Source organism: Spirulina sp. LEGE 11439 (genome assembly GCF_059821285.1).
This window is the reverse complement of record NZ_JCAMRX010000012.1, coordinates 87,969-114,872: the sequence shown is the minus strand read 5'-3', so window position 1 is coordinate 114,872 and position 26,904 is coordinate 87,969. Positions and strand designations below refer to the sequence as shown.

Below are 26,904 nucleotides of genomic sequence, written 5' to 3'. Positions count from 1 at the left end.
ACAGTAAACAGCAAACAGCGAGCAATTATTCATCAGTCATCTTATCCTGACACTGCTTTAAATAAAACTGTGCTGTTCCATCATTGGCGTGAGCTTGCAAGCAGCTTTGAAAGACTTTGGCAGCCTCAAAAAATAACCCCATATGATATAATAAAACGGCTTGTTCAAACTTTGTTTTCATCGCTTTTTTGGCGATACGCAAATCGTCAGGATCGGCATCAAAAACTTCAAATACAGAAATTTGTTCCGATTTTCCCTTGACTAAGACGCGATCGATTAAACGAATTTGATATTGATGAGAAGTAGCAAGACCAAGAAACGTTTGATGGGTAATTAATAAAGAGACATTGTACTGCTTGGTTAACGTTTCTAAACGAGAGGCCAAATTAACAGTATCGCTAATCACCGTACTATCCATACGCTGACTGCCTCCAACGGTTCCCAACATTAACGATCCTGTATTAATCCCAATGCCGATAGAAATCGGAGGGCGATCGGGTCGGGTGCGGGTTTTATTATATTCTCTCAGTCTTCTTAACATGGAAATTCCCGCCCGCACTGCATCGTCGGCGTTACCGCTAAAGAGTGCCATAATGCCATCTCCGACATATTTATCAATAAACCCACCATTCTCAACAATTGAGGGTTCCATGCGGGAAAGATAGGCATTAATAAATTTAAAATTATCCTCGGGGGTCATGCGTTCGCTGAGGGTGGTGAAATTGCGAATGTCGGCAAATAAAACCGACATTTCTTTTTGTACGGCTTCCCCAAGACGAACATCAATAATACTGGTTTTATCAAGAAGTTGGAGAAATTGTTCGGGAACAAAACGTTCGTAAGCAACATTGAGTTGGCTGAGTTGTTCGGTAAAACGCTGGCGTTCAGTTTCGGCTTTTTTGCGTTCTGTGATATCTTGAAAAACCGCGATCGCATAATTCACTTCTCCTTCCACGTTATAAATCGGGGTTCCCCAAATTTCAATGGGGATGCGGCGATCGCTCTGATGAATTTCCATATCCTCGGTATTGGAGGCTTCCCCTCGCAGGGCGCGTAAAATAGGTTGGTTGGCATTGGGATAGAGGCGATTTGTCCCAGCAATATAGGCCTGATAAATCTCGACTAAATTTTCCGCCGAAGCTTCAATATCTACACCTTTTCCCAGTAATTCTTTTGCTTTTTGGTTGGCATAATAGGGCTTGCCTCGGGCATCGACGACAAAAATGCCTACGGGGACGGCTTCGAGAAATTGCGTTAATTTGCGTTCGCTCTGGCTCAAAGCATCGTTTAAAGTTTGCATCTTGGCGTTGTTGCGTTCCAAGGTGGCAAAAGTATCCTGCAATTGTCCGGCCATGTTCTGAAATGAATCGGCTAATTCCCCCAATTCATCAGTATTGGGGATTTCAAAGCGATATTCCCAGTCACCACTACTGAGGCGGCTGACAGCTTCTCGGAGCAGGCCGAGGGGAAGGACGATGCGTTTGCGGGTAAAGCCGATAATGCCATAGATTAGGGCGATCGCGGCCAGCAAGATTGCCAACCAGATCGCTGCGACGAAGAGTAAAGGGGTGAGAAATTCCCGGGCGGGTTGTTCGACAATGGCAAACCATGAAGGCATAATTTCTAAGCGTTGGGCGATCGCGACGACCCATTCCCCTCCCAAACCGCGATAGAAATTAAATCCCGATCGCGCAATATCCAACCCGGAGCGACCGATAATATCTGGGAGGAAAATATCGGGATCTTGTAGTTGTCGGTTGCGAAAAGCGATAATTTGACCTTTCTTCGTCGCTAAAAAGACATAGCCATCTTGACCGACTTGAATGCCAATAATTTTATTCCAGAGGCGATTGAGATCGATAGTCGCCGATAAAGTTGCGATCGGCAGGCCGATCTCATTCGTAACCTCGATCGCCATATCGAGTTGAGGCGTGCGATCGTCAAAGTAAATTCCCCCGACTCCTACCTCCCCAAAACTAATTTTTTGAGCAATGGGCAAAGTTTGAGCGTAGCGTTTGTATTTGGGACGACCGACGCGGCTTTGTTGAACCACAACCTCTCCATTGGGTTGAACTAAGAAAATATCTAACAAAGAAGCATTGCGAGCCAGCATATTTTGCAAGACGGCATTGGGATCTTGGGTTGCAGAGAGAGAGGCACTCGTGGCAATCAGATCGCTTTGTAGATTTAAAATAAAGAGGTCTGTCGTTCTGACGGCTTGAATATTAACTCGCTCTAATTTTCGTTTCACCCGTTCGATACTGGTTGCCAGTCCCAAGGTCATCGCCGTAGCCAAGCTGAGGATGCAGATCGAACTCAAAAAAAATACCCGTCTGACGATCTGCTGGCTAAGGGAGTTAGGAGGACGAGGCGAGGAAACTTTTATCAATGAACAATTATCAATGAAAGAAATAATAGGCAACGGGGGAAAATTTATTTTTCAGCTTTTCCTTGTTCAATAGTATCGCGATCGATGAGAGGGATATCGGGAATTAAGACGCGAGGGGGGAAAGTTTCGCCGTTTTCGAGATGTCGGAGGAGAAGTTGAATGGATAAACGTGCCTGTCGAGCGGGAGTTTGGTCAATGGTGGCAGCGATCGCGCCTTCTGCGATTGATTTTAAGGCAGAGGGCATGGCATCAAATCCAGTGACAATAATTTTATCTTGTCGATTGGCTGCTTTGACCGCTTCGCTGGCACCGACGGACATGGAATAATTAGCGGCAACGATCGCGTCAATGTCGGGATGTTGTTGCAACCACTGTTGGGTAATTTCTTTCGCTTTCTCTCGAGACCATTGAGCCGATTTAGTCTCGATAATATCAATATCACCCGTTCTCAAGCCTGCGAGAAATCCGGCTCGGCGATCGACGGCGTTTTGTTGTTCTAAGGCTCCATCTAAGATTAAAACTCGCCCTTGCCCGCCTAATTTCTTGACCAGCCATTCTCCCATAACTTTTCCGCCAGCCACATTGTCGAAAACTACAAAAGTCAGGAGATTTTCGCTGTTTAAGGGCGTATCCATCGCGACGACGGGAATATTGCGAGCGATCGCCTTCTCGATGACGGGAGCAACGCGAATTGAGTCTGTCGCCATGATAACTATGCCATTAATGTTCCCCGTCTCGAGGCGATCGGCAATGGCGCGGATTTGGTCTTCAACGCAAGTGTGACAAGTATTGGACAAAAGCTCTACATTCACCCCAAAATCTTCACCGGCTTTGACGGCACCAGCCCACACCTGTTCCTGATAGAGGTCGCCATGTTCCTCCGTTTCTGGGTTAAACGTATCTTTCACCACGACGAGAATATTCCAAGGCTTTGTCGCTTTAATTTCGGTTGGGGGAATTTGATATTCGGAGTCTGAAGGAGTCAGAGACGGCGCGATCGCTTCATTACTGGGAGAATGGTTCTGGGTTTGATTTTCCTCTCGCGATTGACTCGTAGAGGTGGAAGGTTGACAACCCATCAAGGCAACTAATACAGTTAAGCAGAGAAAATTCAGGGATAATTTAACCATCTATATCTAACCCCAAAAACGGCATGACATCTCGATTTTTCTCTTCTATCTTAGTCTTTTCGATCGGCGATCGTGAGGAATAACTAAACACAAGCATTCCTTTTTTGAAAAGATAATTGTTTATTGTTCATTGTTCATTGAAATGGCACGAGGCGATCAGATTTATGTTCCGCGAGAGCTTTTCGATCGTGAGGGTCTCTACCAACATCACGGAATCGATCTCGGTGATGGGACGGTGATTCACTATCGTAAACCCAGCGAAACGATCGAACGAACTTCCCTCGCAACTTTTGCTCGAGGTAATCCTGTTTATCGAAAAAATTATCCCACTGCTTTTATTCCCGATACGGTGGTTCGTCGGGCAGAAAGTCGCTTAGGAGAAAAACGTTATAACTTATTATTTAATAATTGCGAGCATTTTGCCACGTGGTGCAAAACGGGAATGAGTTATTCCCAACAAATTAAGGATTTTGTTCCCGCGATCGATCATTTCAATATCGATCGCTTATCCGAACCGATCGAGCAAGCATTACGAGGGACAGACGAGCAAAATGCTCGCACGCTTTTAGATCGCGCTCTCGGGGATATTAAGGTCATTTGGGATGACTTGCAACCCCGATACAAGCAGGCTTTAGCAGAAATGAAGGCATGGGATCGAGTCGCGCGAGAGGCTTTGCAACGCGATCGGGAAGATTTGGCACGGGCAGCCATTCAACGTAAACTCAAATACAAAGAACAAGCTAAAAATTTGGAATCTAAGTTAGCACAATTAGCCAAAATGACCGAAAACCTAATTTACAATAGCCAACATATCAGTAAAGAGTAAAGAGTGAATAGTAAAAAGTTTGATTTTTTAGTATGAAAAAATTGCTTCGTCAGTATCGGGAACTTATTTTTAATTTGGGTCTTCCTGCTTTTTTCTTTGGTTTGGTTTGGTTTGTGATGCCGATCGCAGAAACTTTTCAATTTGATTCTGATGAAGGGCAAGAAATGGTTAAGGCTTTACTCTATTCACAAGGGTTTGCCTTGTACGGGGAAATTTGGAGCGATCAGCCTCCTCTATTTACATTTTTACTTTCTCATTGGTTGAATTTCTTCGGCTTCTTAGGAGATTCTGTTTTTGCTGCTCGTTTGTTGGTTCTCTGTTTTGCAACTCTTTTGATTTGGAGTTTCAGTCACATTCTTCGCCTCAGTCTTGATATTATTCCCGCAGTAATCGGAACAATTTTATTGATTTTTTCCATTAATTTTATGCGGTTGAGCGTATCAATTATGATAGGTTTGCCTTCATTAACTTTAGCAGTCGTTGCTATTTATTTTCTGTTTTTGTATGCTAAAAATAATCCATCTTTTTATTATATAATCCTCTCAGGAATCGCTTTGGGATTGTCTTTACAATTAAAAATGTATACGATTTTCTTATTTCCTTTGCTTTTATTTTATTGGCTGGAACAAGGAAAATCTCAAGAATTAAAATCGAGATTGAGGGGATTTTATCCGGCGACTTTATGGTGTTTGAGTTTTTTGGGAACTTTTGCGATCGCAGGATTTTTTCTCAATTCTCTCGATCTGCAACACTTTTTTCAATTTCATTTAACCAATAATGTTAAAGATGCCTTTCCCAATCAAAATAGTTTTCACGACATCTCGATCATGTATCTGCAAGGTTTAGACTATGGACTATTAGCCATCTTAGGCGTTCGGAAAATCTGGAAATCTCAAGACTCTCTCGCAAAATTTCCCCTCATTTGGTTGATTTTAGCAACGGTTATTTTACTCAACCACAAGCCAATTTGGTATCACCATTATTTGCTGTTGTCAATCCCTCTGGTTTGGCTGGCGACTTATGGAATGATGGCTGCAATTCAGGATTTGCAAGAAACCGGCTGGTTTGCGGCTTTAAAACATCGGAAAATTAGAGATATTTTTAAATTAAGATATGCTGCGATCGCATTAATGTTCTCTTGCTTAGTTTTACCGATTAAATTAAGTTTCATCGGCTTACAAAATCAGAAGTTTATCCAAGAAAGCCGCGATCGCCAAGAAGTATTGCAACATTTGTTGCAATATCAAGATTCAGCCCAGTGGATTTTTACCGATATTCCCATGTATGCTGCTCATGCTGGCTTAAATGTTCCGCCTGAAATTGCCACCTTATCCAGAAAACGAATTGCTTCTGGAGAAATTAGCGATGATTTTTTAAAATCCTTATTTGCTAAATATTCTCCCACACAATGTTTAATTGAAAAGTTACCCGAATTAGAACCGCCATTAGATGCTTATTTCGGTCAAAATTACAACAAAATGCGCTACAAATACGAACATTATTGGACTATTCATTACATTAGAAAAGATTTAATATAATTTTAGTAAAAATACTAGATAACAAATTCAATTTATTCTGGCACTCCCCATAATTTCATTTCTTCATCACTAGCACTGACAATATACCAACCATCCGGAGTGACGGCAACAGCATTCACTGCGAGTTGATGCGCTTTAATACTGCGAATCAGTTCCCCGGTTTGCAAGCTGGTAATTGTTATCATTCCCTTTTCATCCCCACTAATCACTGCTTGACTGTCTGGTGTTATCACTAAAGAAGTCACACCAAAAGATTGAATATTTAATGGTCCTAATAATTCTCCCGTGGCGAAATCCCAATACTTAATATTCGTCTCGTGGGAACTACTGAGAACGGTAGAGCCATCAGGGGTGATGGTAACAGCCGTCGCCCCTAAAGATTCATCGTTGAGAGGTCCTAACAATTCTCCTGAAGCATAATCCCAGAGTTTGAGATTGCTTTTCGCCGAACTGCTGACAACGGTAGAGCCATCAGGAGTTACAGTCAATCCAGTAATACCGAGAGATCCTTCGCTAAAAGTACCGATAAGTTCTCCCGTATTCATATCCCAACATTTAATATTGCTTTTTTCTGCCCCAGTTAGGACGATCGCGCCATCGGGAGTAATCGTCAGGCAATGCGCCCCTTTAGAATAGAGACTAAATTGCGCTTCTTTGCTGAGATCGTACAAGTTCCAACGGTTGAGATAAACCTCTGTACCGCAAGTGACGAAGGTGACACCATCCGGGGCGATCGCGAGTCCTTTTACACCCCGATATTGCACCTCGCTATTAATATGCAAGCATTCAACTTCTGCGTAAGGAATGCCTGTATCGCCGTAGTTTTCCGTTTCTTGAACTTCTAGATTATTATCGATTTCTTGAACTTCTAAAGTGTTATTGATAGGATCTGGAGTATCGAGAATTAAGTCGGGAGTTTCAGGAATTGAGTCTGAAAAATCAGGGACGCTTAATAAATTTTCACTGTCTCCGAGTTCTTCAATACTAAGTTCTTCAAGGCTAAGTTCTTCAATATCTCCGAGTGCTGGGATGTCTGTTTCTTTTTTTTTAGATGCAGGAGATTTTAAGGTTTCTGGCGGTGAAGCAGTGGAGGCAAACGGATCGAGAGGATCGGGGGAACTATCCCGTGTTGGGGCGATCGGCGCATCGGGAGAGGTGAAAAAGGGGTTATTGGGGTCGATCGCGGGAGCTTCTACGGAGACACTATCAGCAGGCGAGAAAAAGGGATCGAAGGCATTGGCATTACGGGTTTCTGCATGGTAACTTGCTGCTAATTCATCCCAATTCTCGCGCATGACAAAGGGATTGGGCAACTCGGCATCATCGTCAAGATCGGGGCTAGGTAGAATTGGTTTCGGTGTATTATCTTCAATATCTGCATCGGCTAAGGATGGCAACTCTGGTTCTGGAGGTGCAGAGATCGCAATATCTGCATCACCTAATGACGGTAATTCCGGTTCTGGCGCAACCGAAGGGGGTGGAGGAGCAATAATATCGGGAATTTCCTTCACTTTTGAGGAAATTGGCGTTTGATTAACAGAAGGTGATGGTGCTGGTTTCGGTGCAGGTGGCGGAGGTGCGGGAATTTTAGCCGCAGGGGGCGGGACGGGTATGGGTTTTGCCGCAGGGGGTGGAGGAGGGACGGGTATGGGTTTCGATGCAGGGGGTGGAGGTGCGGGAATCTTAGCCGCAGGGGGTGGAGGAGGAGCGGGTATGGGTTTCGATGCAGGGGGTGGAGGTGCGGGAATCTTAGCTGCAGGGGGTGAGGGAGAAGATATGGGGAGAGAAGGATTTTTGGCCTTTGCGATCGCTGCCTTCATTGCTGCTTGGAATTGCTTGCGATCGAAGGGATGAACAATCACTTCAAAGCGATCGGCGGGGGGGAGTTTTGCGGCGATCGGGTCGCTGGCTTCGGCCATCAAAACCATCGGAATAGTTTGTAGTTTGGGATGATCTTGTGCTTTTTTGAGAATTTTCCAGCCACTGATTTGAGGCAAATTAAACTTAATCACCAGCAAGCGCAGATTAGCCACTTCTTTTTTAATCACATCAAGGGCAGTTTTTCCGTCTCTTGCTTCCACAACAACAAATTTCCCGCCGGGCAGCATTCCCCGTAAGGATAAGAGCATTTCTTCGCTATCTTCAAGAATTAAAACTTTATTTTTTGCCATTGGTTGTTGATTATTGGTTATTGGTTATTAGTTGTTGATTGTTGCTTAATTCTCTAACTCTTTACTCTTTACTCTTTACTCTTCACTGATAAACGTTTCCCCAGACTTTAATTGTATTATCGCGACTGCCGCTAACAATTGTTTTTCCGTCGGACGAGATCGCGACCGATCGCACTAAATCTGTATGGCCGAGAAGAGTATTAATAAATTCTCCGGTATTAAAATCCCAAATTTTAATACTACTATCCCGACTACCACTAACAATAATCGCACCATCGGGACTGACGGCAACAGAGGTAACAGACTGACCGTGACCGCGCAAGGTTCGCAAGACATGACCCGACTGCATATCCCAAATTTTAATGGTGCGATCGCGACTGCCGCTAACAATCGTTTTTCCGTCGGGACTGATGACCACCGAGCGAATTTCGTCGTTATGACCCCATAGGGTATCGAGGTTTTTCCCGGTTTTAAAGTCCCAGATTTTAATGGTGCGATCGCGGCTGCCACTGACGACTTTATCGCCTTTCGGACTGATGGCTAAATCTGTGACCCCACGAGAGTAACCTTGGAAATTACCTTTGGGTTTTCCTCGATCTAAATCCCAAATTTTAATCGCGGGCGATCGTTTCAACAGCCCGATCAGGCTCAAAAGAGCGCTGACGCGACGAGAGGGAATGCGATTTAAAAAGGCTTCCAAACCGCCATCGTATTTGGGTTTAATGGTGTTATCTGCACTGGCACTCACAAGAGTCTTGCCATTTGGACTCGCAGCCAGCACGTAAATATTGTGAGATTTACTGAGAATGCTATTTAACTCCATTCCCGTGTCCAAACTCCAAATTTTAATCGCGTTATCGGTACCGCAACTGATTAAGCGTTCCTCATCTGCACTAATGGCAACGGAAAGGACGGCGGCTTCGTGACCGTGGAGGGTTCTCATTTCTCGTCCGGTCAATATATCCCAGAGTTTAATCGTTCCGTCTTTAGAGGCGCTTGCAATCGTGCGTCCGTCTGGTGCGATCGCGACATCTTGCACCCAGTAGGAATGCCCTCGCAAGGTATGCAAACATTGCATTGCCGTCCAATTTTCATGGGGGGGTAATACTTGAATTCTGGGTTTTTTCAAGTATTCGATGAGCAGTTTTTCGGCAGTTTGGCGAATTTCTGATGATTCTTCCCGCAAAGCATTAATAATTAAACGATAGCCCGGCTCGTCATAATCAAAGGCTTCTTTGAGAGCGGAAATTTTAACTTCTTCAACAGTGCTTTGATAACGCATCAAGACATCATCAAATCCCGATAAGTTCACTAAATGTGAAATTTCTGTTTCACGATCGCTTTCGGTAAAAACTTTGTTCAGTTGTAAAGGATTCTCTGCTTCTCGATTAATCAGATCGGGATCGGGTGCTTCTCTGAGAGTAAAAGGTTGAGAAGCGAGATCGATGCTTTGTTTATCTTCGAGAACGGTAAACTCATGTTCTGATTCCAAACTATCTGTTTCTTCTGTTGATTTGATTGCAGGTTGGACAATTTCGCGACTGCGCTTATCTTCAAAGATTGTATGTTCTCCTTCCGATTCCTCTAAATTAGTCACAGTTTCAGGAAGGGCAATGGGAGTACTGCGTTTATCTTCAAGAATTGTATATTCTTCTTCTTCGGGTTGGCGATCGCTATCAGTTAATTCGCGATCGAAGTCTTCAATACTGAAAGAATCGGGACTCGATGAATCGCTAACTAAAGACTCATTGGGAGGTGCTTCGGGTTCAAATAAATCTGTTTCTCCTAAAGGAGGAAAGATATTATCGATATCGGCAGAATAAGCGATCGTTTCTTCTGCCAATTGTAAGGAAGGATCGAAGATAGAATCAGATTCATTGCGATCGGATTCATTATTGTTTTGTTCCTCCCAAGGAGGAGGAGGAGTAAAGAGACTTTCAGAAGATTCTACAGATTCATCCGCTTGCAACTCTAAAGGAGTTTGGATTGAGAAAATATCCTCCGCAGGATACTGAATTTCTTCTGTGGGATTGAGTCTTAAAGAAGGATCGAAGAAGTTCTCATTTTGAGATTCATCGCGGTAATAATCCTTGCGAATGTCTTCATCTGATGTATTATAGGATTCGATTTCTTTTTCTAATTCTGCGGGAAAATCATCTGGAAAAGTGCTGAGTTCATCAGATTCATCAAAACTCTCTGTATCTTTTTTCTCTTCTGAAACAGGATCTATCGAGGCAAGAAGATCGCGAGAAACCAAGCGGGTTTCGAGTTCATTTTCATCGATTAACGCATCAGATTCTTCCGAAGAATATTCGGCTGTAAAATTCTCCTCATTGGTTTCATTCGCTTCAAGTAATGACTCTTCTGTCTCTATATCTGCAAAACTCTCATCGATTAACGCATCGGATTCTTCTGAAGAATATTCGGCTGCAAAATCCTCCTCATTGGTTTCATTCGCTTCAAGTAATGACTCTTCTGTCTCTATATCTGCAAAACTCTCATCGATTAACGCATCGGATTCTTCTGAAGAATATTCGGCTGCAAAATCCTCCTTATTGGTTTCATTCGCTTCAAGTAATGACTCTTCTGTCCCTAAATCTGCAAAACTCTCATCGATTAACGCATCGGATTCTTCTGAAGAATATTCGGCTGCAAAATCCTCCTTATTGGTTTCATTCGCTTCAAGTAATGACTCTTCTGTCCCTAAATCTGCAAAACTCTCATCGATTAACGCATCAGATTCTTCTGAAGAATATTCGGCCGCGAAATCTTGCTCGCTCCATTCATGGATTGCTGGTTCTTCTATCGCTAACTCTGGAAAAATTTCATCGTTGAATACATCAGTTTCGTGAGAAAATTCTGCGATCTCAAAAGGAGAAATCTCCTTATCTGGTTGTTGGCGAGCTTGTTCTTTTTCCGGTATTGCTGCAAAAATAGCTGAATCGAGAGAGGAGAGTTCATTAGTTTCTTTATCTAGTTCTTCGGTGTTAAAATCTTCTCTTTCTTCATTAACATGACGATCGAGAGGTCTATCCTCTTCTATCTGTGAATTTTCTGTTGGCTCGATTAACTCTAAATCTTGTACATTTAACTCCTGTTCATCTGGTAATATATATAGATTCTCTTGCGCTTCTTCTGGTTGGTTTTCTAAAGCGATCGCACCTTCATCATTAGCTTGCGATTCTAATTCATTTCCTGAAGTAAATTCTAACTTCAATTCATTGATGTCCGAGTTAAAATTTTCGGTGGATAAGTTAATATCCAAAGAAGGAAACTCATCGATTTCTGGGTTAAGGTCTTCGGTTGATAAATCAATATCCAAAGAGGGAAACTCATCGATTTCTGGATTAAGGTCTTCGGTTGATAAGTTAATATCTAAAGAAGGAAACTCATCGATTTCTGGGTTAAGGTCTTCGGTTGATAAATCAATATCCAAAGAGGGAAACTCATCGATTTCTGGATTAAGGTCTTCGGTTGATAAGTTAATATCTAAAGAAGGAAACTCATCGATTTCTGGGTTAAGGTCTTCGGTTGATAAATCAATATCCAAAGAGGGAAACTCATCGATTTCTGGTGTCTCATCATCAATCGCGGCTGTAATTGCTTCAGAATCAAATTCTGGGTTAGAGAATTCGTTGTATAATTCTGAGGACGGCAGATCGACAGCAGGAAAGTTAACGTTTTCTTCTGCTAATTCTTTGACTCGATCGCCTTCTTCTTGTAAGGTATTAATTTCACTTGTATCAATTGTTTCCTCCGATCCTATCGTATCAAAAGAAAAATCGGCTTCGCAGTCCTCTTTATCGCGATCGAAAGATGTAATTCGATCGATTGCTATTATTTCTTCTTGTTCTCTTGTTTCGCTTTCAACCTCTAATTTTTCTTCGCTATTTTCTTGTTTTTCTGCGGCAGTCGTTGCAACATCTAAAGCAGGAAAATTCAAGCCTAAGGCGGTCATCTCTTCTTTATCGATCGCGTCCTCTGTCCCTGTTGTATCGAAAGAAAAATCGAGTTCTCGTTCCTCTTCAAACTCAGAGCGATCGCGTTCGGATTCAACAAACGATTCAAACATATTATCCAAATCAAGCGCAGCTCCTGCCTCGGAATTTTGCGATGTTACGATAGACGCTTCTAAAATAGGTTCTTCTAACGAGGATGTTTCGCGATCGCTTAACATATTTTGATAAACCGAGATCGCTTTACCAATGGCATTTTTAACAACGGTCTTCAGTTCTTTTTTCTCAAAGGGTTTATGTAAAAATTCCACCATCGGATGAGACGAGGAGGGTGCATCGGTTAACCCTGTCATCATCACCAGAGGAATTTTTTGCAGTTCGGTATCTGCTTGGAGTTGTTGCAAAACGTCCCAGCCATTTACTTTCGGAAGTGCTGAGTCTAAAATAATAAAACGGATATTCGCGCGTTCTTGCTGGATGAGAGATAAGCCGAGTTCTCCATCGCTAGCCTCTTGAATTTCATATTGCCCTTTGGGTAACAATTCTCGAAGTTGCATCCTTGTCGCATGATTTTCATCGAGAATCAGAACTTTGCCACTCACCATAATCCTCTTTTGAGTTACGATTGATTTAACCAAGGCATTAAGCAGGATTGCAAGCCTTGAAGGGAACGTGGAACAGGAAATAGGGAATGGTAGATTTTCCCTACCTTCATCATAGCGCCTCGAATGAGCTAAAATTAATACTACACCTTGGATTGCGGCAACGAATGGATAAGCCTCCCAGTTGGCCTGAAAAAGCGATCGCTGTAAGAAATTGCCTACACCCAGCGTTAACTTTAAAATAAAGGCACAAATGGATATAAGAGAAGCTTTGGATTCAGATCTCGACGATGTAATATTGGTAGAGCGTTTGGCATTTGGTGAGGAAGTTGAAGCGGAACTCGTGAGAAATCTGATGGGCGATCCCACCGCCAAACCGCTTTTATCTCTCCTTGCTTGGCAAAACGAGCAACCCGTCGGACATATTTTATTGACTGCGGCGCGTTTAACGCCAACGGCAAAGATCGCGATCGCCATTTTAGCCCCTCTCGCCGTTATCCCAGAGGCTCAAAAACAAGGCATTGGCGGTAAACTGATTCAAGAAGGAGTAGAACGTTTAGCGCGATCGGGGGTCGCTCTGGTGTTCCTCGCTGGATATCCCGAATATTATTCCCGTCATGGCTTCAAACCCGCCAGCAATCTTGGTTTTGAACCCACTTATCCTATGCCTGAAGCGTATCCCGATGCTTGGATGGTGCGAGAACTTCACCCCGACGCGATCGCTTCTGTTTCAGGTCAAGTGATTTGCTGTGATGCGTTAAACAAGCCGGAATATTGGCGAGAATAATTGAGAATTTAATTGAGAGGTCCGCTTAAAATGATTTTAGCGAGAGCATTGATAACATCCGTGGGATTTTCTTGTTTGAGTTGCTCGTACCATTGTTGAGTGCGATCGCTTTCCTTGCCATAAATGGTATCCGTGCGCTTGCGAGCTTTTAAGACTAAATTAGCCGTGCGTTCTTTGCGGGCGATTTCGTAGCGTTTGAGGGCATCTTCAACGCTTAAATTAGTCGTGAGAAGGTAACGGGAGAGGATATCTGCGTCTTCCATCGCTTGACAGCCGCCCTGTCCTAATGTAGGGGTTGTCGCATGAGCAGAATCTCCCAATAAAACGACTTGACCTCGGACGAGGCGAGGGAGAGGATCGATATCGTGAATCTCTAAACGATTGGTTTGCAACGGATCGAGACTTTGGAGCAATTTTTGTACGGGAGTTGCCCAGCCTTGAAATAATTGTGCCAATTCTTCTCGGCGATTTTCCGGTTTCACCGTACTTCCTTTCGCCATCGGACAGCCAAAAAAGAAATAAAAGCGATCGCCGCCAACGGGCATCATAGAAGCGCGTTTTCCTTCCCCGACATAAATAACCCAATTGTTTTTAGAAGTGAAATCCGGATCGGCTTTCACTAAACCATTCCAGTTTACATAGTTAGCATAACGCAGAGCAATTTCTGTTTCTGTCACATAACGCCGCACTACAGAATGAATACCATCCGCCCCAATGACGAGATCGCCTGTAATCCTGCGATCGCCCTCAAAAATAGCCGTCGCACCGCGATCGCTCTCTTCCACGCCAATGCAACGAGAATTCAAATGAACATTTTCTCGTCCAAACGCATCTAGCAGCAAATTTTGTAAATCGGTACGGGCGACGGGATAAGGGCGCTGTCCCACCTTTGTCACTAAAGGCATGAGATCGATATCATTAAGCAATTCATCGGTATAACTGCGATATTCCATGCGATCCATTTGTCCGCCGATCCGTGCAATTTGTTCTCCCAACCCCAAACGGTTGAGAACTTTTACCCCATTCGACCACAAAGAAATCCCTGCACCCGCCGGACGCAATTTTTTGGCTTTATCATGAATTTCGACTTCATATCCCGCTTGCTGCAACGCAATTCCCGTCGTCAAACCGCCAATTCCCGCACCAACAATAATAACTTTGAGGTTATACATTCTTGACCTTATAAAAAGAATGGGGAATAAAATATAATTCCCCTTTTTCCAATCCATATGCTAATAGAAAATAGCGAACAATGAACAGTAAAAGTCTCTGAATAACTGTTTACTGTTTACTATCAAAGTTTCATTGCTCTGCGAGTTTGAGGACCGACAATCCCATCAACCGTTAATGTATTCTTGGTTTGGAAGGCTTTAACGGCGGCAGCAGTTTTTGAACCAAATACCCCATCAACTGTAATCCCTAATTTTTGTTGAATCTGGCGCACGGCGGCTCCTGTCGAACCTTGCTTGAGAGATACACCCCCAATGCCGCCTGCTGCTTTGGTGTAAGGTCCGTATACCCAGCGACCGCTTGATAGTTGCAACCAATCTCCGCGACTGCTGACAACAGTTTTCAGGGTTGCACCATTGTTAACGCACATATCAATTTTGTAGTTCGTCCCGGGTCCGGTGCGAGCGTTGAGGCAATCACCTTTTGGGGTACTAGCTTGGCGCAGGGTTCCACCCGCACTCAAGCTGCTGGATGCGATCGCAGTATAGGACTTGTAGACCCAACGCCCTGTAGATAGTTTATACCAATCACCTTGCTCGCCCACAATGGGAGCGAGAACGGCTTTATTGGTAACGCAGCTATAAACGCTACTCTTCATGCTTGGGCCGGTGCGAGCATTGAGACAACTTCCATTGGGAGTGCTGACGTAGCGAGTTCCGGGCATGGTTTGCGCTAAACTGGGGGCGACGGTCATCAAGGTAGTTGTAATAATGCCAACCGAGAGCAAACCCAGCCATTTAGCATTGGGAATTGCAGACCAGTTGAAAAATTCAACACTGCTAAAATCGTATTCAATACCTTCAATTTCTTCTTGGAGCGTGCAAGCCAGAGTATAAGTTAAAGCGTCCATAATTGCCTCCTCAACGATAATGATCCAAAATAGTATTCCACTATGCCGCTTATTGTAGCCAGTGGGTGCAATTTATGTCAGGAGGACCGATTAAACTTAACGATCGCGTTAGGTTTTGAGCGATCGCAGCGAAGGCATTCAGAGTCAATCTCATTCCTTATTCTCGATCGCAGCCCTCGATCGCAACAATAAACTCCTATGCGAATATAATGTTAAATTACTCAATTCTTTCTTTTTATTTATTATGTCTACAACACATCACCATCATCACCATCACGAGCATCATTCTAGCAGTGGAAAACGCTTAGGATTTGTTATTTTTCTCAATATTACGATTACAGTTGCTCAAATTATTGGTGGTTTATTTGCTGGGAGTTTAGCACTGCTCTCCGATGCCCTTCATAATGCTAGCGATGTTTTGGCAATGTTTGTCAGTTATATTGCGAATCGTTTAGTTTCCAAACAAGCAACTCACGAGAAAACTTTTGGTTATAAACGAGCGGAGATATTAGCTGCTTCGATTAATGCGACCATGTTAATCGCGATCGGATTCAATCTCGTTTATCAAGCGATTTTACGGTTATCGGGACAAGGTGAATTAGAAGCAATTGATTCGGGGATCGTAATGGGGTTGGCATTCTTGGGCATTTTGGTGAATGGAGGTAGTATTCTCGCACTGTATCGCGATTCTCGTCGTAACTTGAATCTGCGCTCGGCTTATTTACATTTAGCCAGTGATGTTTTAACCTCGGTGGCGGTATTTGCGGGAGGACTCATGATGTATTTTTATCAAATTTATTGGCTGGATAGTCTCCTCACAATTTTTATTGCGATTTATCTGGTTTATGCCTCATGGCAGATTCTCAAGTCTTCTTTAGCAATTGTCATGCAGTTTGCACCTTCCCATCTCAATCTAGAGGAAATTGAAGGGGAGATTTTACAAAACCCAGAAATTGCCAATGTTCATCACGTTCATCTTTGGCAAATTAGCGATCGCGAAATTCATTTTGAAGGACACCTTGCATTTAAAACGAATCTCGCCTTAAGTCAAATGACTTTGATTCTGGGACGGATTCAACAGCAATTAAGAGAAAAATTTGCGATTCATCATATTACTTTACAACCAGAATACGAACCGGATTGCGATGCCAATCTGATTAGAAATCCAGATTAAGTATATCAACTCATTGTTTCATTTTAATGCTACAAATTCAAAAATCATAATAAACTTGCATTAATCCAGAAGGGTAAGTTTTAACATCGCGCAATTTCAATTGAGTTTCCAAACGAGCGTCCTTATTAATTAAAGGAATTCCTTCACCAAGAATGATAGGATGAATAGAGAGAATTAATTCATCAATCCAATGATGTTTGAGAAAATACGCGATCGTTTCTCCTCCTCCGACCAACCAAATTTTGCACGATTTTCGGAATATTTCTCTAAAATCCTCTGAATTTCTATCAACAAACTCTACATTTTTATCTTTCGTTCCTTTGAGAGTTTTGGAGAGAACAAAACTTTGTTTGCCGATATAAGGATAGTCGCCAAATCCGAGAATTTGTTGATAAGTTTTTCGTCCCATGATTACGGTATCAATACTAGCAAAAAATTCTGTGTAACCGTAATCTGCATCGGTAAATAACCAATCGACTGCACCGGATTTTCTGGCGATATATCCGTCTAGACTGGAGGCAATAAATAAGCTAACTTTTTTCATGTTGCGTTCTGTTGTTCAGGTAATGGAAAATATTGCGAGTGACTTGGGTTAGAGATTGTTGAGGGTTGAGGATATCAATCATCCCATCAATCGTGCGATTTCCCAGTCTCGGCAAAAACGAGAGGAAAACAATCTTTGACAACGACGGTTTAGGGAACATTTACTTCAGAAAAATGCTAAAATATCAATTAAATTTTACAAAAATTTATATCAAAAGAATTGTGACTAAACTTCAGAACAACACGACTTTTTCTCGTTGCACTATTGTCATCGGTGCGGGAATTGGGGGACTCACGGCGGCTGCATTGCTTGCCTGTCGAGGCTATAATGTACGGGTTTTCGACCAAGCAATTGTACCGGGGGGATGCGCTTCTACTTTTAAACGAAAAGGCTTTATTTTTGATGTGGGGGCAACTCAAGTGGCTGGCTTAGAACCGGGAGGAATTCATCATCGTATTTTTACAGAATTAGAGGTAGAATTGCCCAGAGCCACATATTGCGATCCGGCTTGTTCAGTATTTTTACCGGAAGAAAAAGAACCAATTAATGTTTGGCGAGATCGGGAAAAATGGCAAATAGAAAGAGAAAAACAGTTTCCTGGTAGCGAACCTTTTTGGCAGTTAATGAATATATTATTTCAGGTTAGTTGGAAGTTTCAATCTCGCGATCCGGTTTTGCCACCTCGCAATTTTTGGGATATGAAACAATTACTCGCAGCAATTCGTTTAGAGACTTTAATCACAGTTCCTTTTACTTTAATGACAGTAGGAGATGCGCTGCGGTTATTTGGGTTATATCAAAATCAACGCTTGCGAACATTTTTGGATATGCAGCTTAAGTTATATTCTCAAGTTAATGCTGATGAAACTGCCCTTTTATATGCCGCAACGGCTTTAGGGGTTTCTCAAACTCCTCAAGGATTGTATCATCTCGAAGGCAGTATGCAGATATTGAGCGATCGCCTTGTAGAGGCCTTAGAAAAATATGGTGGAGAATTGCAAATGCGTCACAATGTCGAACATATTTGCGTTGAAAAAGGAAAAGCAACGGGAGTCACGATCCGCAATCTCAAAACTGGAGAAGTTTGGACAGAAGAAGCAGACGAAATTATCGCCAATGTTACGGTACAAAATTTGCAAAAATTAGTCGCAGATCGGGCGCGATCGCAGCCTTTATATTTTCCCTTCTTACCTCCTACTTCTTTCTTGAATTGGCAACAATATCAATTCCGAATTGATAAACTTCCTTCTCCTTCTGGAGCATTTGTCGTCTATTTAGGAGTCGATCGCGCGGCTATTCCTGAAAATTGTCCGCCGCATTTACAATTTCTCTATGACTATGATGGAGAAATTGGCGAGAATAATTCTCTTTTCGTGTCCGTTAGTAAACCCGGAGACGGACGCGCTCCCAAAGGTCAAGGTACGATCATCGCTTCTTCCTTCGTCGATACGCGACAATGGTGGCAAGGAACAAAAGTAGATTACGAACAATTAAAGGCAAGATATACTCGCGATGCGATCGCTCGTCTGGGAGAATATTTTCACCTTACCCCTGCAACCATCCTCCATCAAGAAACAGCCACTCCTCGCACCTTTACCTATTTTACCGGACGCAAAGAAGGGTATGTGGGAGGAGTGGGGCAGCGCCTTTCCACCTTTGGTCCCTTTGGTTTCGGGACGCGAACCCCCATCCAAAATCTCTGGTTGGTGGGAGATTCTACCCATCCGGGGGAAGGCACTGCGGGAGTCAGTTACTCAGCCCTGACAACAGTGAAACAGATTTGCACTCAATAACTGGTGACTGGTGACTGGTGACTGATAACTGATTTACACCTGTGCTGGGGGAATTTCTGAAGTTTGTTCTTCCTCAGAAACTACTTGAGAAACCTTGCCATTGTTCTCATGGGCATTGTGTCCATTGCCATTGCTTTCGCGAGGTAAAATGACACCATATCCCCCGTGATTCCGCATATAAATCACATTGATTTCATTGGATTCACTATTGCGGAAAACGTAAAAATCATGGTCTACCAATTGCAGTTGTAATAGTGCATCATCAATCGTCATGGGAGGCATGGCAAAATATTTCATGCGAACCACTTCTGGGGGGAGTTCTGGTTGGCGATCGCCAATTAAATCTTTAATATCCGATGCGATCGGAGGTTGTGTGGAGAGTGCTTCCTCTTTCGGGGTTTTATGATTTTTGAGAAAATGTTTTTCTTTGTATTTGCGGAGTTGGCGAGTAATTTTATCGGCTACCATGTCGATACTCGCATATAAATCTTCGCTGCTTTCCTGCGCCCGAATCACCGTTCCATTCGCGTGTACGGTAACTTCTGCTTTGTGGCTGTCGCTGATCCGAGGATTTCGCGCTACAGACAAATGAACGTCAATTTTGGTGGTAATACTTTGAAAGTGCCGAACTGCATTTTCAAGTTTTTCTTGTACGTAAAGATGAATTGCTTCAGTGACGGTAATGTTATTGCCCTGAACTAACAGCTTCATATTGATTACTCCATTAAATAAACTTTAAGTCGCTCCCGAGAAACCAGCACGCAATTAAGAGCTTGGTTTTTTGGGGAAAGGGAGATTTGTTCGTTTGGTTCTGCGAACAACAGGCAAAAACGGAGTTCAAACAGGCTTCTCGATCTACTGTTTCTCTCTTCAGGACACCAACAGAATCTTCTTTAAACAACGAAATGATTTGCATACAATATCTTGACAAATTCACAATCAAGTGATTAGCAAAGATATAGGTCGCAGATAGATTTCTGTTGGTTCGCTGGCTTGCTTCTCCTTGACTAAGGTGGACAGAAAGAGATGCCGTCCTTTTGGCTAGAACCATTTCGTTCGGCGGTTTAACAATCTATTGTGTTGAACGAACTTGTTTCTATATCTATCACCCTAACACTTTGTATTGTAGAGAACTCAACCCTGTGATTTCTCTTTACGATCCTTTGCATCCGTTGACATTTCTTGACAAAAACGCAGATGTGGTATCTAGTAGAATGATGTCTAAGGGAATAAAATGCCGTAAATGTTGTCTAAGTTGGCAAGAATTAGTTCCTTATCGAATTGCATGGGAACAGCAGCGATCGCTTGTTGCAGAAAGACTTGCCGATCCAAAACTTCATGACATTCTGTTATTATTAGAACATCCTCCCGTCTATACTTTAGGAACGGGAAGTCATGAAGAGTTTATCAAGTTTAATCCCCAAGAGAGTGAATGGGAACTCTATCGCACAGAACGAGGCGGAGAAGTTACCTATCATTGTCCGGGGCAACTTGTGGGTTATCCTATTCTAAATTTACGTTATTATCAGCAAGATTTACATTGGTATTTACGTCAATTAGAAGAAGTTATTATTCGCGTTGTTGCTAAATATGGGTTGGTGGGAGAACGAATTTCTGGATTAACAGGAGTTTGGGTGCAAGGATATAAAGTAGCGGCGATCGCAATTAAAGTTAAGCGCTGGATAACGATGCACGGTTTTGCCTTAAATGTATGTCCCGATCTCGCAGGATTTTCTCGTATTGTTCCCTGTGGAATTCAAGATAGACCTGTTGGTAGTTTGGCGCAATTTCTGCCCGATATTCAAGTTGAAACAGTGCGACAAGACATTATCAGCGCATTTGCTGAAGTGTTTGCGATCGAGTACATTATTCACTGATAACTGATAACTGATAACTGATAACTGTTCACTAAAAAGGATTTAACCAGAGGAGAATTTCTTGCTTGAGACGTTGTAAGTCCTTAGTTGTTTCTTGTTTAAACCATTGCGCGATCGCATCGATGGGAGTAAAGTTATCTCCTGCTTGCCAACTGACTTCTTGGTTAATGGGAGTAACATGATTTCCCGGTAAAACTTGTAGGGAAATCATATCGGGAAAGCGTGCTTGTAAAACAGGATGAAGATCGTAGGTTTGATCGATTGCATCTCTTCTAAATTTAATGAGAAAATTGCGGCGTGTTTTATATTCTTGGATAATTAACTCGTTTGTTTCGGCGGGAGAGGGGGTAAATTCTAAATTGAATGTGGGCGTTAATTGTAACTGTTCTGCAAACGGAATAGAGCGATCGACGGGAAAATTATTGTACGAAATGAAAATATTACCTGCCCGTTCGACTTCGTATAAACTGCCAATGAGTAAATGTAACTTACAGCCCAGACTATGCCCTAAACCGTAAATCGGTAAAGCGGTATCGTTGAGGATTTTTTGGGCGTATAAGCGATCGCGAATGGTTTCAAAGCGATTGAGAACATCCCTTGCGATCGCAGCATGATCGAAAGTATTTAAGCAAGGTGTAGTAATAACCACAAAGCCGGCACTGGCGATCTGTTCCAATAAACAACGATAGGTTAAATGCGGCGCAGTGCCGATAAATGCTCCGCCTAAAAAATGAACAATACCAATCGTATCATCGGGAACGATAACCCAATTTCCTGCAATTTCTTGCCAATCCATTTCTTTTCAATGAACAATGAAGCACAATCGATTTTCTTTTTTCGATTGTATTACAATTAAAGAAAACTTGCTGTTCATCTCATGAGCGATATTCGTCAACTTATTAATCAATTGGCTGCTGAAGAGGAGCAGATGAGCGATCGCGAATTTCTTGCGCCTTGTGTGGGAGGTGGGAAGGTTCGTACTTCTATCGGTAATCTAATTTATACTTTTGTAACCCGTCCGACAGATTTTGAAGGCTGGGGGATTTTTCTCCCGGTCGATCGCCAAGTTGCGGAAGCGATCGATGAGGCAAATTTACCCCAACTTACAACTTATTTACAATTATTAAAACCCTTGCGTTTGCGCTTGCTTTATGCACTGCGCAGTCAAACTTGGCTGGCTTACCCGGTCAATGAATCAGATATGAAACAGCGTTTTGGGATAGTTAAACCCGTTGCCGTCCATTTGGTGAACGATGGCGGACAATTGGAGAGTATCATTGCGCGGGTTGATGGCACAATTTGCTGGTTTGATGAAGGCGATCGCCGTGCGGATCCTCAAGCAGGGGAACAAATGCGAGAGGCATTGCGCCAAGAAACATCCCCAGAGAACCTCCGTTTTGCGGGGATGACCCCGGAGATGCAAACCGCTTACGATCTCGCTTGGCAGCGTAGCGAAGCGGGACGGAGACAAATTCAACATCGCCAACAGGTACGGGAAGCGAGACAAAATAGAAGACCATCGCGTCAAAGACCTCGCGATCGCCGACGCGATCGCAACTCAACTCGCCCAATTGAAGGCAATGACGAAAATCGCCTGCAAGAAGCGTTGCAACAAGGCGGAGGACGATTACAAAATTATCGCGATCGCGGTGACTACTGGCAAGTAGAATGGCGAACCGCCGACGGACAATTACACAGTTCTGCTATTGATAAAAGCGATTTAACCGTTGTCAGTTCTGGCGTTTGTCTGAGCGGGCGCGATCGCGATTTTGACCTACAATCTCTCGTGGGTGTCATGCGCTATGAAGGCTAATCGAATATAGTCCGAGAGGATTGTAGGTGACAAAAATGCCAAAACTTAACATAAAAAGTGCGATCGCCTTCTTGTTTCTTCCTTTCCTCATTGTGACAACAGGATGCAGTCCGAAGGAAAATAACGTAGCGCGATCGCAACCCCAACAACAAGACGATCGACCCATCGCCGTCAACGTCGAAATTGCGCGATCGGGACGCTTAGAGAGTCCTATTGAATATATTGGCAGCACCCAACCCTTAAAAATTATCTCCCTTCGTTCTCGCGTGGAAGGGAGATTGTTAGTTTTAGGAGTCGATGTCGGCGATCGCGTTCGTCGCGGGCAAATTGTGGCACGTTTAGACGATAATATTTTAGCCGCCAGTGTCAGCGAAGCCGAGGCGCAACTCGCTGCCTTCAACGCAGAGATAGAACGAGGACGTACCCAAGTGAATAATGCTCGCACGGAACTCGAACGCGCCAAGATAGAATTAGAACAAGCGAAAAATGATGCGGAACGCTACACCAATTTAGCCAAAGATGGTGCCGTTTCTCAGCGAGAAGCCGAACTCTTCCAAACCGCAGTAGAAGTCGCCGCACAAACCGTCAATTCAGCACGAGAGAACATTCGCACCGAAGAAAGAGCCATTGAAGCCAGTTTGGGACAGTTAGCCGCACAACGGGCAATTTTAGCGCGAGAAGTGCAGAGACAAGCCTTTTCCCGTTTAACCTCTCCCATTGATGGCAAGGTGTTAGAGAGGGTCAGCGAACCGGGAAATTTAGTCACGACCGGAGAAGCAGTTCTCACATTGGGGGATTTTAGTCAAATCAAAGCGATCGTTCCTTTATCTGAGTTAGATTTAGCGGGAGTAACAGTGGGTCAAACCGTACAAGTGCAACTTGATGCTTTTGGCGATCGCGTTTTTCCCGGGAGAGTCACCCGCATTTCTCCTGTTGCCGATCCCACGTCTCGGCAAATTCCTGTAGAGGTGACATTTCCTAATTTTAGCGATCGCATTGGTAGTGGTTTACTCGCGCGGGTCACTTTTGCGCCGAGAGGACAGCCGCGAATTATCATTCCTGAAAGCGCCATACAAAAATTAGAAGAGCAACAAGACCCGAAAAAAGGGACTTTATTTATCGTACAAGGAGAAGATCGAGTCGTAGCGCGAGAGATATTTCTGGGCGATCGCACAGAGGGAAAAGTAGAAATTCTCTCGGGGATTTCTGACGGCGATCGCTTTGTTCTCAATAGTGCTAAACCCCTCAAAGATGGCGATCGCATTCGTCCGAGTATTCTTTCCCCTCGTTAGCCATAAATCTGTTATAATAAAACAACTCGGAGAGGTGGCAGAGTGGTCGAACGCGCTCGACTTGAAATCGAGTGAACCGCAAGGTTCCGTGGGTTCGAATCCCACCCTCTCCGCTTTTTTAATGAACAATTATCAATAAAAAATTATCAACGTGACTGTTCTAAAGAGATAACATTATCAATGAGATTGCAAGCATCTTTCAGGGGAATTAGACCGCGTTCAACCGCTTGAATTAAATCTTGACTATCTTTTGCACTTAATAATCCTAACTCGGATTCCAAGTGCTTGATATACTGAAAAAGTTCTTTGCGAGTGTAAGTTTTGAGTACGACCACGACGAATTCTCCCTGATGCTTATCAATTGCTGGTATTACTTTCTACAGAGGGAATGAAGACAGATCGGGAAAATCAGGGAAAAAATCCTCTTAAAGTTATTGGGATCGGGTTAGAAGGGTTGTCCGTACTCGATCGCGTCGCTTTACAACAGATTGAAACAGCAACGGTATTGGTCGGAAGTCGCCGTCATTTGGATTATGTAGCCGAATATCCCGCAAAACGCCTGATTTTGGGGAAAATTGGCGAAGCGATCGCACAAATTGAGGAATTTTGGCAACAAGGCGATCGCATTGTCATTCTGGTTTCAGGGGATCCTCTCTTTTTCGGTTTGGGACGCTTATTATTAGCTTCTTTTCCTCCCGAATGCTTGCAATTTTATCCTCATGTCAGTTCCCTGCAATTGGCGTTTGCGCGAGTAAAAGTTCCTTGGCAGGATGCTAAAATTATTAGCGCTCACGGACGTTCCTTGGATGAATTAGGGCGATCGCTACAGCAAGGACTTGAAAAAATAGCGGTTCTCACCGACGAGATTAATTCTCCCGGTGCGATCGCATCTTTGTATCTCTCTCTCGATATCCCCACTCGCTATCAATTTTGGGTCTGCGAAAATTTAGGAGGAGATGCAGAGAAAGTAAATTGTTATTCTGCGAAATTGCTCCAAAAACAAACATTTTCCCCTCTCAATGTTTTAATTTTATTGCGCCAGGAAGAAAAAGAATTAAATTTAGAACAATTGCCACTTTTTGGACTCCCCGATGAGGTCTTTTTAAGTTTTCGCGATCGCCCGGGTTTAATGACCAAACGCGAGATCCGTATTGCCATTTTAGGGGAATTGGCATTACAACCAGAACAAATTATTTGGGATATTGGTGCGGGGACGGGTTCTGTTGCTATTGAAATCGCCCGTTTGCGTCCTGATTCTCGCATCTATGCAGTTGAAAAAACGGCAATGGGAGCCAATTTAATTCGCAAGAATTGCCAGCGCTTACAGGTGAAAAATGTGACGGTTATTGAAGGGACTGCACCAGAAAGTTTAAGAGATTTACCCGAGTGCGATCGCATTTTCATCGGCGGGAGTGGTGGCAACTTAAGCAAAATCTTAGCTGTTTGTCAAGCAAAATTACGAGATAAAGGATTAATTATTCTTGCCTTTGCCACTCTCGAACATTTGAATTTAAGTATCAGTTGGTTACAAGAACAAAAATGGGATTATCGCCTCTTACAACTGCAAATTTCTCGTTCTGTTCCTATTGGACACCTTACTCGCTTTTCACCGCTCAATCCTGTGACCATTATTACTGCACAACGATAAAATATTGAGAATTTTAAGTTAATTAAATACTGACGAGAGAAATTATGTTAGGAGGTTAATGTGCCAAGAGAAATAACAATTCTTTACAGACCCGTGGGAGCAAAAGAGTTAGAATTAATAGAAAAATCTGGATACTCCGCTTTTCCTCCTAGATTACCCGAACAACCTATTTTTTATCCTGTTTTGCATGAAGAATATGCTAGAAAAATTGCCAGAGATTGGAATGTAAAAGCAAGCAGATCTGGTTTTGTGACGCGATTTTCCATCAATTCTGAATATATCAGAAAATATCCCGTTCAAACAGTCGGTGGCTCAATTCATCAAGAACTATGGATTCCCGCAGAAGAATTAGAACAATTCAATCGGAATATTGTTGGACGAATTGAGGTTATTGCTCGATTTTATCCTGAAACAAACTAATCGACGACGCAAGAGTAGGAAGGAACCATGAACAAAAACCAATTTCCTCGAGGATGGGATGAAATAAGAGTGCAAAGCGTTCTTAATTATTATGAAAAACAAACTGAAGATGAAGCTGTTACAGAAGATGAAGCTATATTTAAAAATGATGGCAAGACATTGATGCAAATTCCTATCGAGTTAGTTCCAATGGTACAAGAACTCATTGCTAAATATGAAATGGCTAAATCTGAAGGCTAACGCGATCGCATTTTTCTAAAACTATCGCGATCGCAAAAAACAAGCAAAATCAAAGACTTCTTTCTGTCTTTCAGAAGATAAATTTTCAAGAATCGCTGCGAGCTTTTCAGATATTGATAAACATCGTTTTGTCTTCGCTTGCCAGACAATGATAAATTGTGGAGAAGAAAGCGATCGCATTGCTAAAGTTTCCCCCTCATCATTAGTGAACTCAACTTCATATTGACCATCTTCATGGTTTTCTACAATTGTTCCTCGATTTCCCGATCGCAGATTATCTTCTGGAATATCTACTAATAATTCAACAACATCAAATAATTCTGGTTTTATCATGATCTTTTTTTGACATATAATGTAACTAATTTAGCAATATTGCTTTCTGGAGCAACTATCCAACCCGTTCGCACAATCTCTTTCTGGCTTTCTTCGATGCCTTGAATTTCAAGATCGACTTGATAACGTGGATCGATCTCAATCTGTTTAGCGACATCTCCTAATTTCATTTTTGTGTTTGCATTCTTAAGAGAAATTATAACTTAAAGCTGTGTCCCTTCTCCTGTGACACCGAAACGATCGCCACACCCAGAGAAACTCTCTCCCTTTCTCTCAGTCAAAGAGAATAAC

General features: G+C 42.9%; 22 protein-coding genes, 1 tRNA gene and 1 pseudogene. 12 read left to right on the top strand and 12 right to left on the bottom strand.

Annotation, left to right across the window (positions count from 1 at the left end):
* Positions 1 to 25 precede the first annotated feature (25 nt).
* Together AC6RV6_RS11170 and AC6RV6_RS11165 are read right to left on the bottom strand one after the other, a co-directional pair.
* On the bottom strand, positions 26 to 2,389 hold the full coding sequence (locus tag AC6RV6_RS11170) for an adenylate/guanylate cyclase domain-containing protein (RefSeq protein ID WP_500240914.1): 2,364 nt from the start codon (positions 2,387 to 2,389) through the stop codon (positions 26 to 28).
* A gap of 44 nt (positions 2,390 to 2,433) precedes the next feature.
* On the bottom strand, positions 2,434 to 3,519 hold the full coding sequence (locus tag AC6RV6_RS11165; RefSeq protein ID WP_500240913.1) for a sugar ABC transporter substrate-binding protein: 1,086 nt from the start codon (positions 3,517 to 3,519) through the stop codon (positions 2,434 to 2,436).
* 142 nt (positions 3,520 to 3,661) lie between these two features.
* On the opposite strand from AC6RV6_RS11165, the gene AC6RV6_RS11160 reads away from it, so the two are divergent.
* Entirely contained in the window at positions 3,662 to 4,345 is a 684-nt protein-coding gene (locus AC6RV6_RS11160) for a lecithin retinol acyltransferase family protein (RefSeq protein ID WP_500240912.1), read from the top strand.
* Positions 4,346 to 4,377: 32 nt separating this feature from the next.
* Positions 4,378 to 5,883 carry an ArnT family glycosyltransferase gene (locus AC6RV6_RS11155; protein ID WP_500240911.1) on the top strand — a complete coding sequence of 502 codons (1,506 nt, stop codon included), beginning with the start codon at positions 4,378 to 4,380 and terminating at the stop codon, positions 5,881 to 5,883.
* Positions 5,884 to 5,915: 32 nt separating this feature from the next.
* On the opposite strand, the gene AC6RV6_RS11150 is transcribed toward AC6RV6_RS11155, so the two are convergent.
* Positions 5,916 to 8,054 carry a response regulator gene (locus AC6RV6_RS11150; protein ID WP_500240910.1) on the bottom strand — a complete coding sequence of 713 codons (2,139 nt, stop codon included), beginning with the start codon at positions 8,052 to 8,054 and terminating at the stop codon, positions 5,916 to 5,918.
* An 82-nt stretch (positions 8,055 to 8,136) separates the two neighbouring features.
* On the bottom strand, positions 8,137 to 12,615 hold the full coding sequence (locus AC6RV6_RS11145; protein WP_500240909.1) for a response regulator: 4,479 nt from the start codon (positions 12,613 to 12,615) through the stop codon (positions 8,137 to 8,139).
* Between the two features lie 250 nt (positions 12,616 to 12,865).
* On the opposite strand from AC6RV6_RS11145, the gene AC6RV6_RS11140 reads away from it, so the two are divergent.
* Positions 12,866 to 13,399 carry a GNAT family N-acetyltransferase gene (locus tag AC6RV6_RS11140; protein WP_500240908.1) on the top strand — a complete coding sequence of 178 codons (534 nt, stop codon included), beginning with the start codon at positions 12,866 to 12,868 and terminating at the stop codon, positions 13,397 to 13,399.
* An 8-nt stretch (positions 13,400 to 13,407) separates the two neighbouring features.
* Here the strand turns inward: AC6RV6_RS11140 and hpxO are convergent, their stop codons facing one another.
* Both hpxO and AC6RV6_RS11130 read right to left on the bottom strand, forming a co-directional pair.
* On the bottom strand, positions 13,408 to 14,571 hold the full coding sequence (hpxO, locus tag AC6RV6_RS11135; RefSeq protein WP_500240907.1) for an FAD-dependent urate hydroxylase HpxO: 1,164 nt from the start codon (positions 14,569 to 14,571) through the stop codon (positions 13,408 to 13,410).
* Positions 14,572 to 14,693: 122 nt separating this feature from the next.
* Positions 14,694 to 15,479, bottom strand: a complete 786-nt coding sequence (locus tag AC6RV6_RS11130) for a peptidoglycan-binding protein (RefSeq protein ID WP_500240906.1) — start codon at positions 15,477 to 15,479, stop codon at positions 14,694 to 14,696.
* A gap of 115 nt (positions 15,480 to 15,594) precedes the next feature.
* Here AC6RV6_RS11130 and AC6RV6_RS11125 point away from each other — a divergent pair, with 115 nt between their 5' ends.
* The gene (locus AC6RV6_RS11125) at positions 15,595 to 16,653 is read left to right on the top strand and encodes a cation diffusion facilitator family transporter (RefSeq protein WP_500240905.1); all 1,059 of its coding nucleotides are present in this window, start codon (positions 15,595 to 15,597) and stop codon (positions 16,651 to 16,653) included.
* A 37-nt stretch (positions 16,654 to 16,690) separates the two neighbouring features.
* Here the strand turns inward: AC6RV6_RS11125 and AC6RV6_RS11120 are convergent, their stop codons facing one another.
* Positions 16,691 to 17,197, bottom strand: coding sequence for a dihydrofolate reductase family protein (locus AC6RV6_RS11120; protein ID WP_500240904.1), 507 nt, complete (start codon positions 17,195 to 17,197; stop codon positions 16,691 to 16,693).
* A gap of 221 nt (positions 17,198 to 17,418) precedes the next feature.
* Between AC6RV6_RS11120 and crtD the strand changes: the two genes are divergently transcribed.
* A complete protein-coding gene (gene crtD / locus AC6RV6_RS11115; RefSeq protein ID WP_500240903.1) occupies positions 17,419 to 18,990 on the top strand; it encodes a C-3',4' desaturase CrtD in 1,572 nt (523 codons plus the stop codon).
* A gap of 33 nt (positions 18,991 to 19,023) precedes the next feature.
* Here the strand turns inward: crtD and hpf are convergent, their stop codons facing one another.
* Positions 19,024 to 19,701, bottom strand: a complete 678-nt coding sequence (gene hpf, locus AC6RV6_RS11110; protein ID WP_500240902.1) for a ribosome hibernation-promoting factor, HPF/YfiA family — start codon at positions 19,699 to 19,701, stop codon at positions 19,024 to 19,026.
* A 506-nt stretch (positions 19,702 to 20,207) separates the two neighbouring features.
* Here hpf and lipB point away from each other — a divergent pair.
* Positions 20,208 to 20,867, top strand: a complete 660-nt coding sequence (gene lipB / locus AC6RV6_RS11105) for a lipoyl(octanoyl) transferase LipB (protein WP_500240930.1) — start codon at positions 20,208 to 20,210, stop codon at positions 20,865 to 20,867.
* 31 nt (positions 20,868 to 20,898) lie between these two features.
* Here the strand turns inward: lipB and AC6RV6_RS11100 are convergent, their stop codons facing one another.
* Complete coding sequence (locus AC6RV6_RS11100) at positions 20,899 to 21,663, bottom strand: DUF1350 family protein (protein WP_500240901.1); 765 nt, start codon at positions 21,661 to 21,663, stop codon at positions 20,899 to 20,901.
* A gap of 81 nt (positions 21,664 to 21,744) precedes the next feature.
* Here AC6RV6_RS11100 and AC6RV6_RS11095 point away from each other — a divergent pair, with 81 nt between their 5' ends.
* The 3 genes from AC6RV6_RS11095 (at position 21,745) to AC6RV6_RS11085 (ending at position 24,085) form a co-directional block, all read left to right on the top strand.
* Positions 21,745 to 22,680 carry a hypothetical protein gene (locus tag AC6RV6_RS11095; RefSeq protein WP_500240900.1) on the top strand — a complete coding sequence of 312 codons (936 nt, stop codon included), beginning with the start codon at positions 21,745 to 21,747 and terminating at the stop codon, positions 22,678 to 22,680.
* 35 nt (positions 22,681 to 22,715) lie between these two features.
* A complete protein-coding gene (locus tag AC6RV6_RS11090) occupies positions 22,716 to 23,972 on the top strand; it encodes an efflux RND transporter periplasmic adaptor subunit (RefSeq protein WP_500240899.1) in 1,257 nt (418 codons plus the stop codon).
* A gap of 28 nt (positions 23,973 to 24,000) precedes the next feature.
* Positions 24,001 to 24,085, top strand: a tRNA-Ser gene (locus tag AC6RV6_RS11085).
* A 33-nt stretch (positions 24,086 to 24,118) separates the two neighbouring features.
* On the opposite strand, the gene AC6RV6_RS11080 is transcribed toward AC6RV6_RS11085, so the two are convergent.
* Positions 24,119 to 24,307, bottom strand: a complete 189-nt coding sequence (locus AC6RV6_RS11080; protein WP_500240898.1) for a hypothetical protein — start codon at positions 24,305 to 24,307, stop codon at positions 24,119 to 24,121.
* A gap of 53 nt (positions 24,308 to 24,360) precedes the next feature.
* Here AC6RV6_RS11080 and cbiE point away from each other — a divergent pair, with 53 nt between their 5' ends.
* From cbiE to AC6RV6_RS11065, 3 genes are read left to right on the top strand one after another with little or no spacing between them, the layout of a single operon-like run.
* The gene (gene cbiE, locus AC6RV6_RS11075) at positions 24,361 to 25,620 is read left to right on the top strand and encodes a precorrin-6y C5,15-methyltransferase (decarboxylating) subunit CbiE (protein WP_500240897.1); all 1,260 of its coding nucleotides are present in this window, start codon (positions 24,361 to 24,363) and stop codon (positions 25,618 to 25,620) included.
* Between the two features lie 60 nt (positions 25,621 to 25,680).
* On the top strand, positions 25,681 to 26,040 hold the full coding sequence (locus AC6RV6_RS11070; protein WP_500240896.1) for a hypothetical protein: 360 nt from the start codon (positions 25,681 to 25,683) through the stop codon (positions 26,038 to 26,040).
* A gap of 27 nt (positions 26,041 to 26,067) precedes the next feature.
* Complete coding sequence (locus AC6RV6_RS11065; RefSeq protein ID WP_500240895.1) at positions 26,068 to 26,280, top strand: hypothetical protein; 213 nt, start codon at positions 26,068 to 26,070, stop codon at positions 26,278 to 26,280.
* A gap of 21 nt (positions 26,281 to 26,301) precedes the next feature.
* On the opposite strand, the gene AC6RV6_RS11060 is transcribed toward AC6RV6_RS11065, so the two are convergent.
* Both AC6RV6_RS11060 and AC6RV6_RS11055 read right to left on the bottom strand, forming a co-directional pair.
* The gene (locus tag AC6RV6_RS11060; protein WP_500240894.1) at positions 26,302 to 26,613 is read right to left on the bottom strand and encodes a DUF4926 domain-containing protein; all 312 of its coding nucleotides are present in this window, start codon (positions 26,611 to 26,613) and stop codon (positions 26,302 to 26,304) included.
* A pseudogene (locus AC6RV6_RS11055) lies at positions 26,610 to 26,741 on the bottom strand (DUF6883 domain-containing protein); the annotation flags it as partial. The pseudogene AC6RV6_RS11055 and the gene AC6RV6_RS11060, both read right to left, overlap by 4 nt.
* Positions 26,742 to 26,904 lie beyond the last annotated feature (163 nt).

Coding starts and splice junctions, on each gene's coding strand:
- AC6RV6_RS11165 (WP_500240913.1), bottom strand. CDS start 3,519: ATGGTTAAATTATCCCTGAATTTTCTCTGCTTAACTGTATTAGTTGCC.
- AC6RV6_RS11160 (WP_500240912.1), top strand. CDS start 3,662: ATGGCACGAGGCGATCAGATTTATGTTCCGCGAGAGCTTTTCGATCGT.
- AC6RV6_RS11155 (WP_500240911.1), top strand. CDS start 4,378: ATGAAAAAATTGCTTCGTCAGTATCGGGAACTTATTTTTAATTTGGGT.
- AC6RV6_RS11150 (WP_500240910.1), bottom strand. CDS start 8,054: ATGGCAAAAAATAAAGTTTTAATTCTTGAAGATAGCGAAGAAATGCTC.
- AC6RV6_RS11145 (WP_500240909.1), bottom strand. CDS start 12,615: ATGGTGAGTGGCAAAGTTCTGATTCTCGATGAAAATCATGCGACAAGG.
- AC6RV6_RS11140 (WP_500240908.1), top strand. CDS start 12,866: ATGGATATAAGAGAAGCTTTGGATTCAGATCTCGACGATGTAATATTG.
- hpxO (WP_500240907.1), bottom strand. CDS start 14,571: ATGTATAACCTCAAAGTTATTATTGTTGGTGCGGGAATTGGCGGTTTG.
- AC6RV6_RS11130 (WP_500240906.1), bottom strand. CDS start 15,479: ATGGACGCTTTAACTTATACTCTGGCTTGCACGCTCCAAGAAGAAATT.
- AC6RV6_RS11120 (WP_500240904.1), bottom strand. CDS start 17,197: ATGAAAAAAGTTAGCTTATTTATTGCCTCCAGTCTAGACGGATATATC.
- hpf (WP_500240902.1), bottom strand. CDS start 19,701: ATGAAGCTGTTAGTTCAGGGCAATAACATTACCGTCACTGAAGCAATT.
- lipB (WP_500240930.1), top strand. CDS start 20,208: ATGTCTAAGGGAATAAAATGCCGTAAATGTTGTCTAAGTTGGCAAGAA.
- AC6RV6_RS11100 (WP_500240901.1), bottom strand. CDS start 21,663: ATGGATTGGCAAGAAATTGCAGGAAATTGGGTTATCGTTCCCGATGAT.
- AC6RV6_RS11095 (WP_500240900.1), top strand. CDS start 21,745: ATGAGCGATATTCGTCAACTTATTAATCAATTGGCTGCTGAAGAGGAG.
- AC6RV6_RS11090 (WP_500240899.1), top strand. CDS start 22,716: ATGCCAAAACTTAACATAAAAAGTGCGATCGCCTTCTTGTTTCTTCCT.
- cbiE (WP_500240897.1), top strand. CDS start 24,361: ATGAAGACAGATCGGGAAAATCAGGGAAAAAATCCTCTTAAAGTTATT.
- AC6RV6_RS11065 (WP_500240895.1), top strand. CDS start 26,068: ATGAACAAAAACCAATTTCCTCGAGGATGGGATGAAATAAGAGTGCAA.
- AC6RV6_RS11060 (WP_500240894.1), bottom strand. CDS start 26,613: ATGATAAAACCAGAATTATTTGATGTTGTTGAATTATTAGTAGATATT.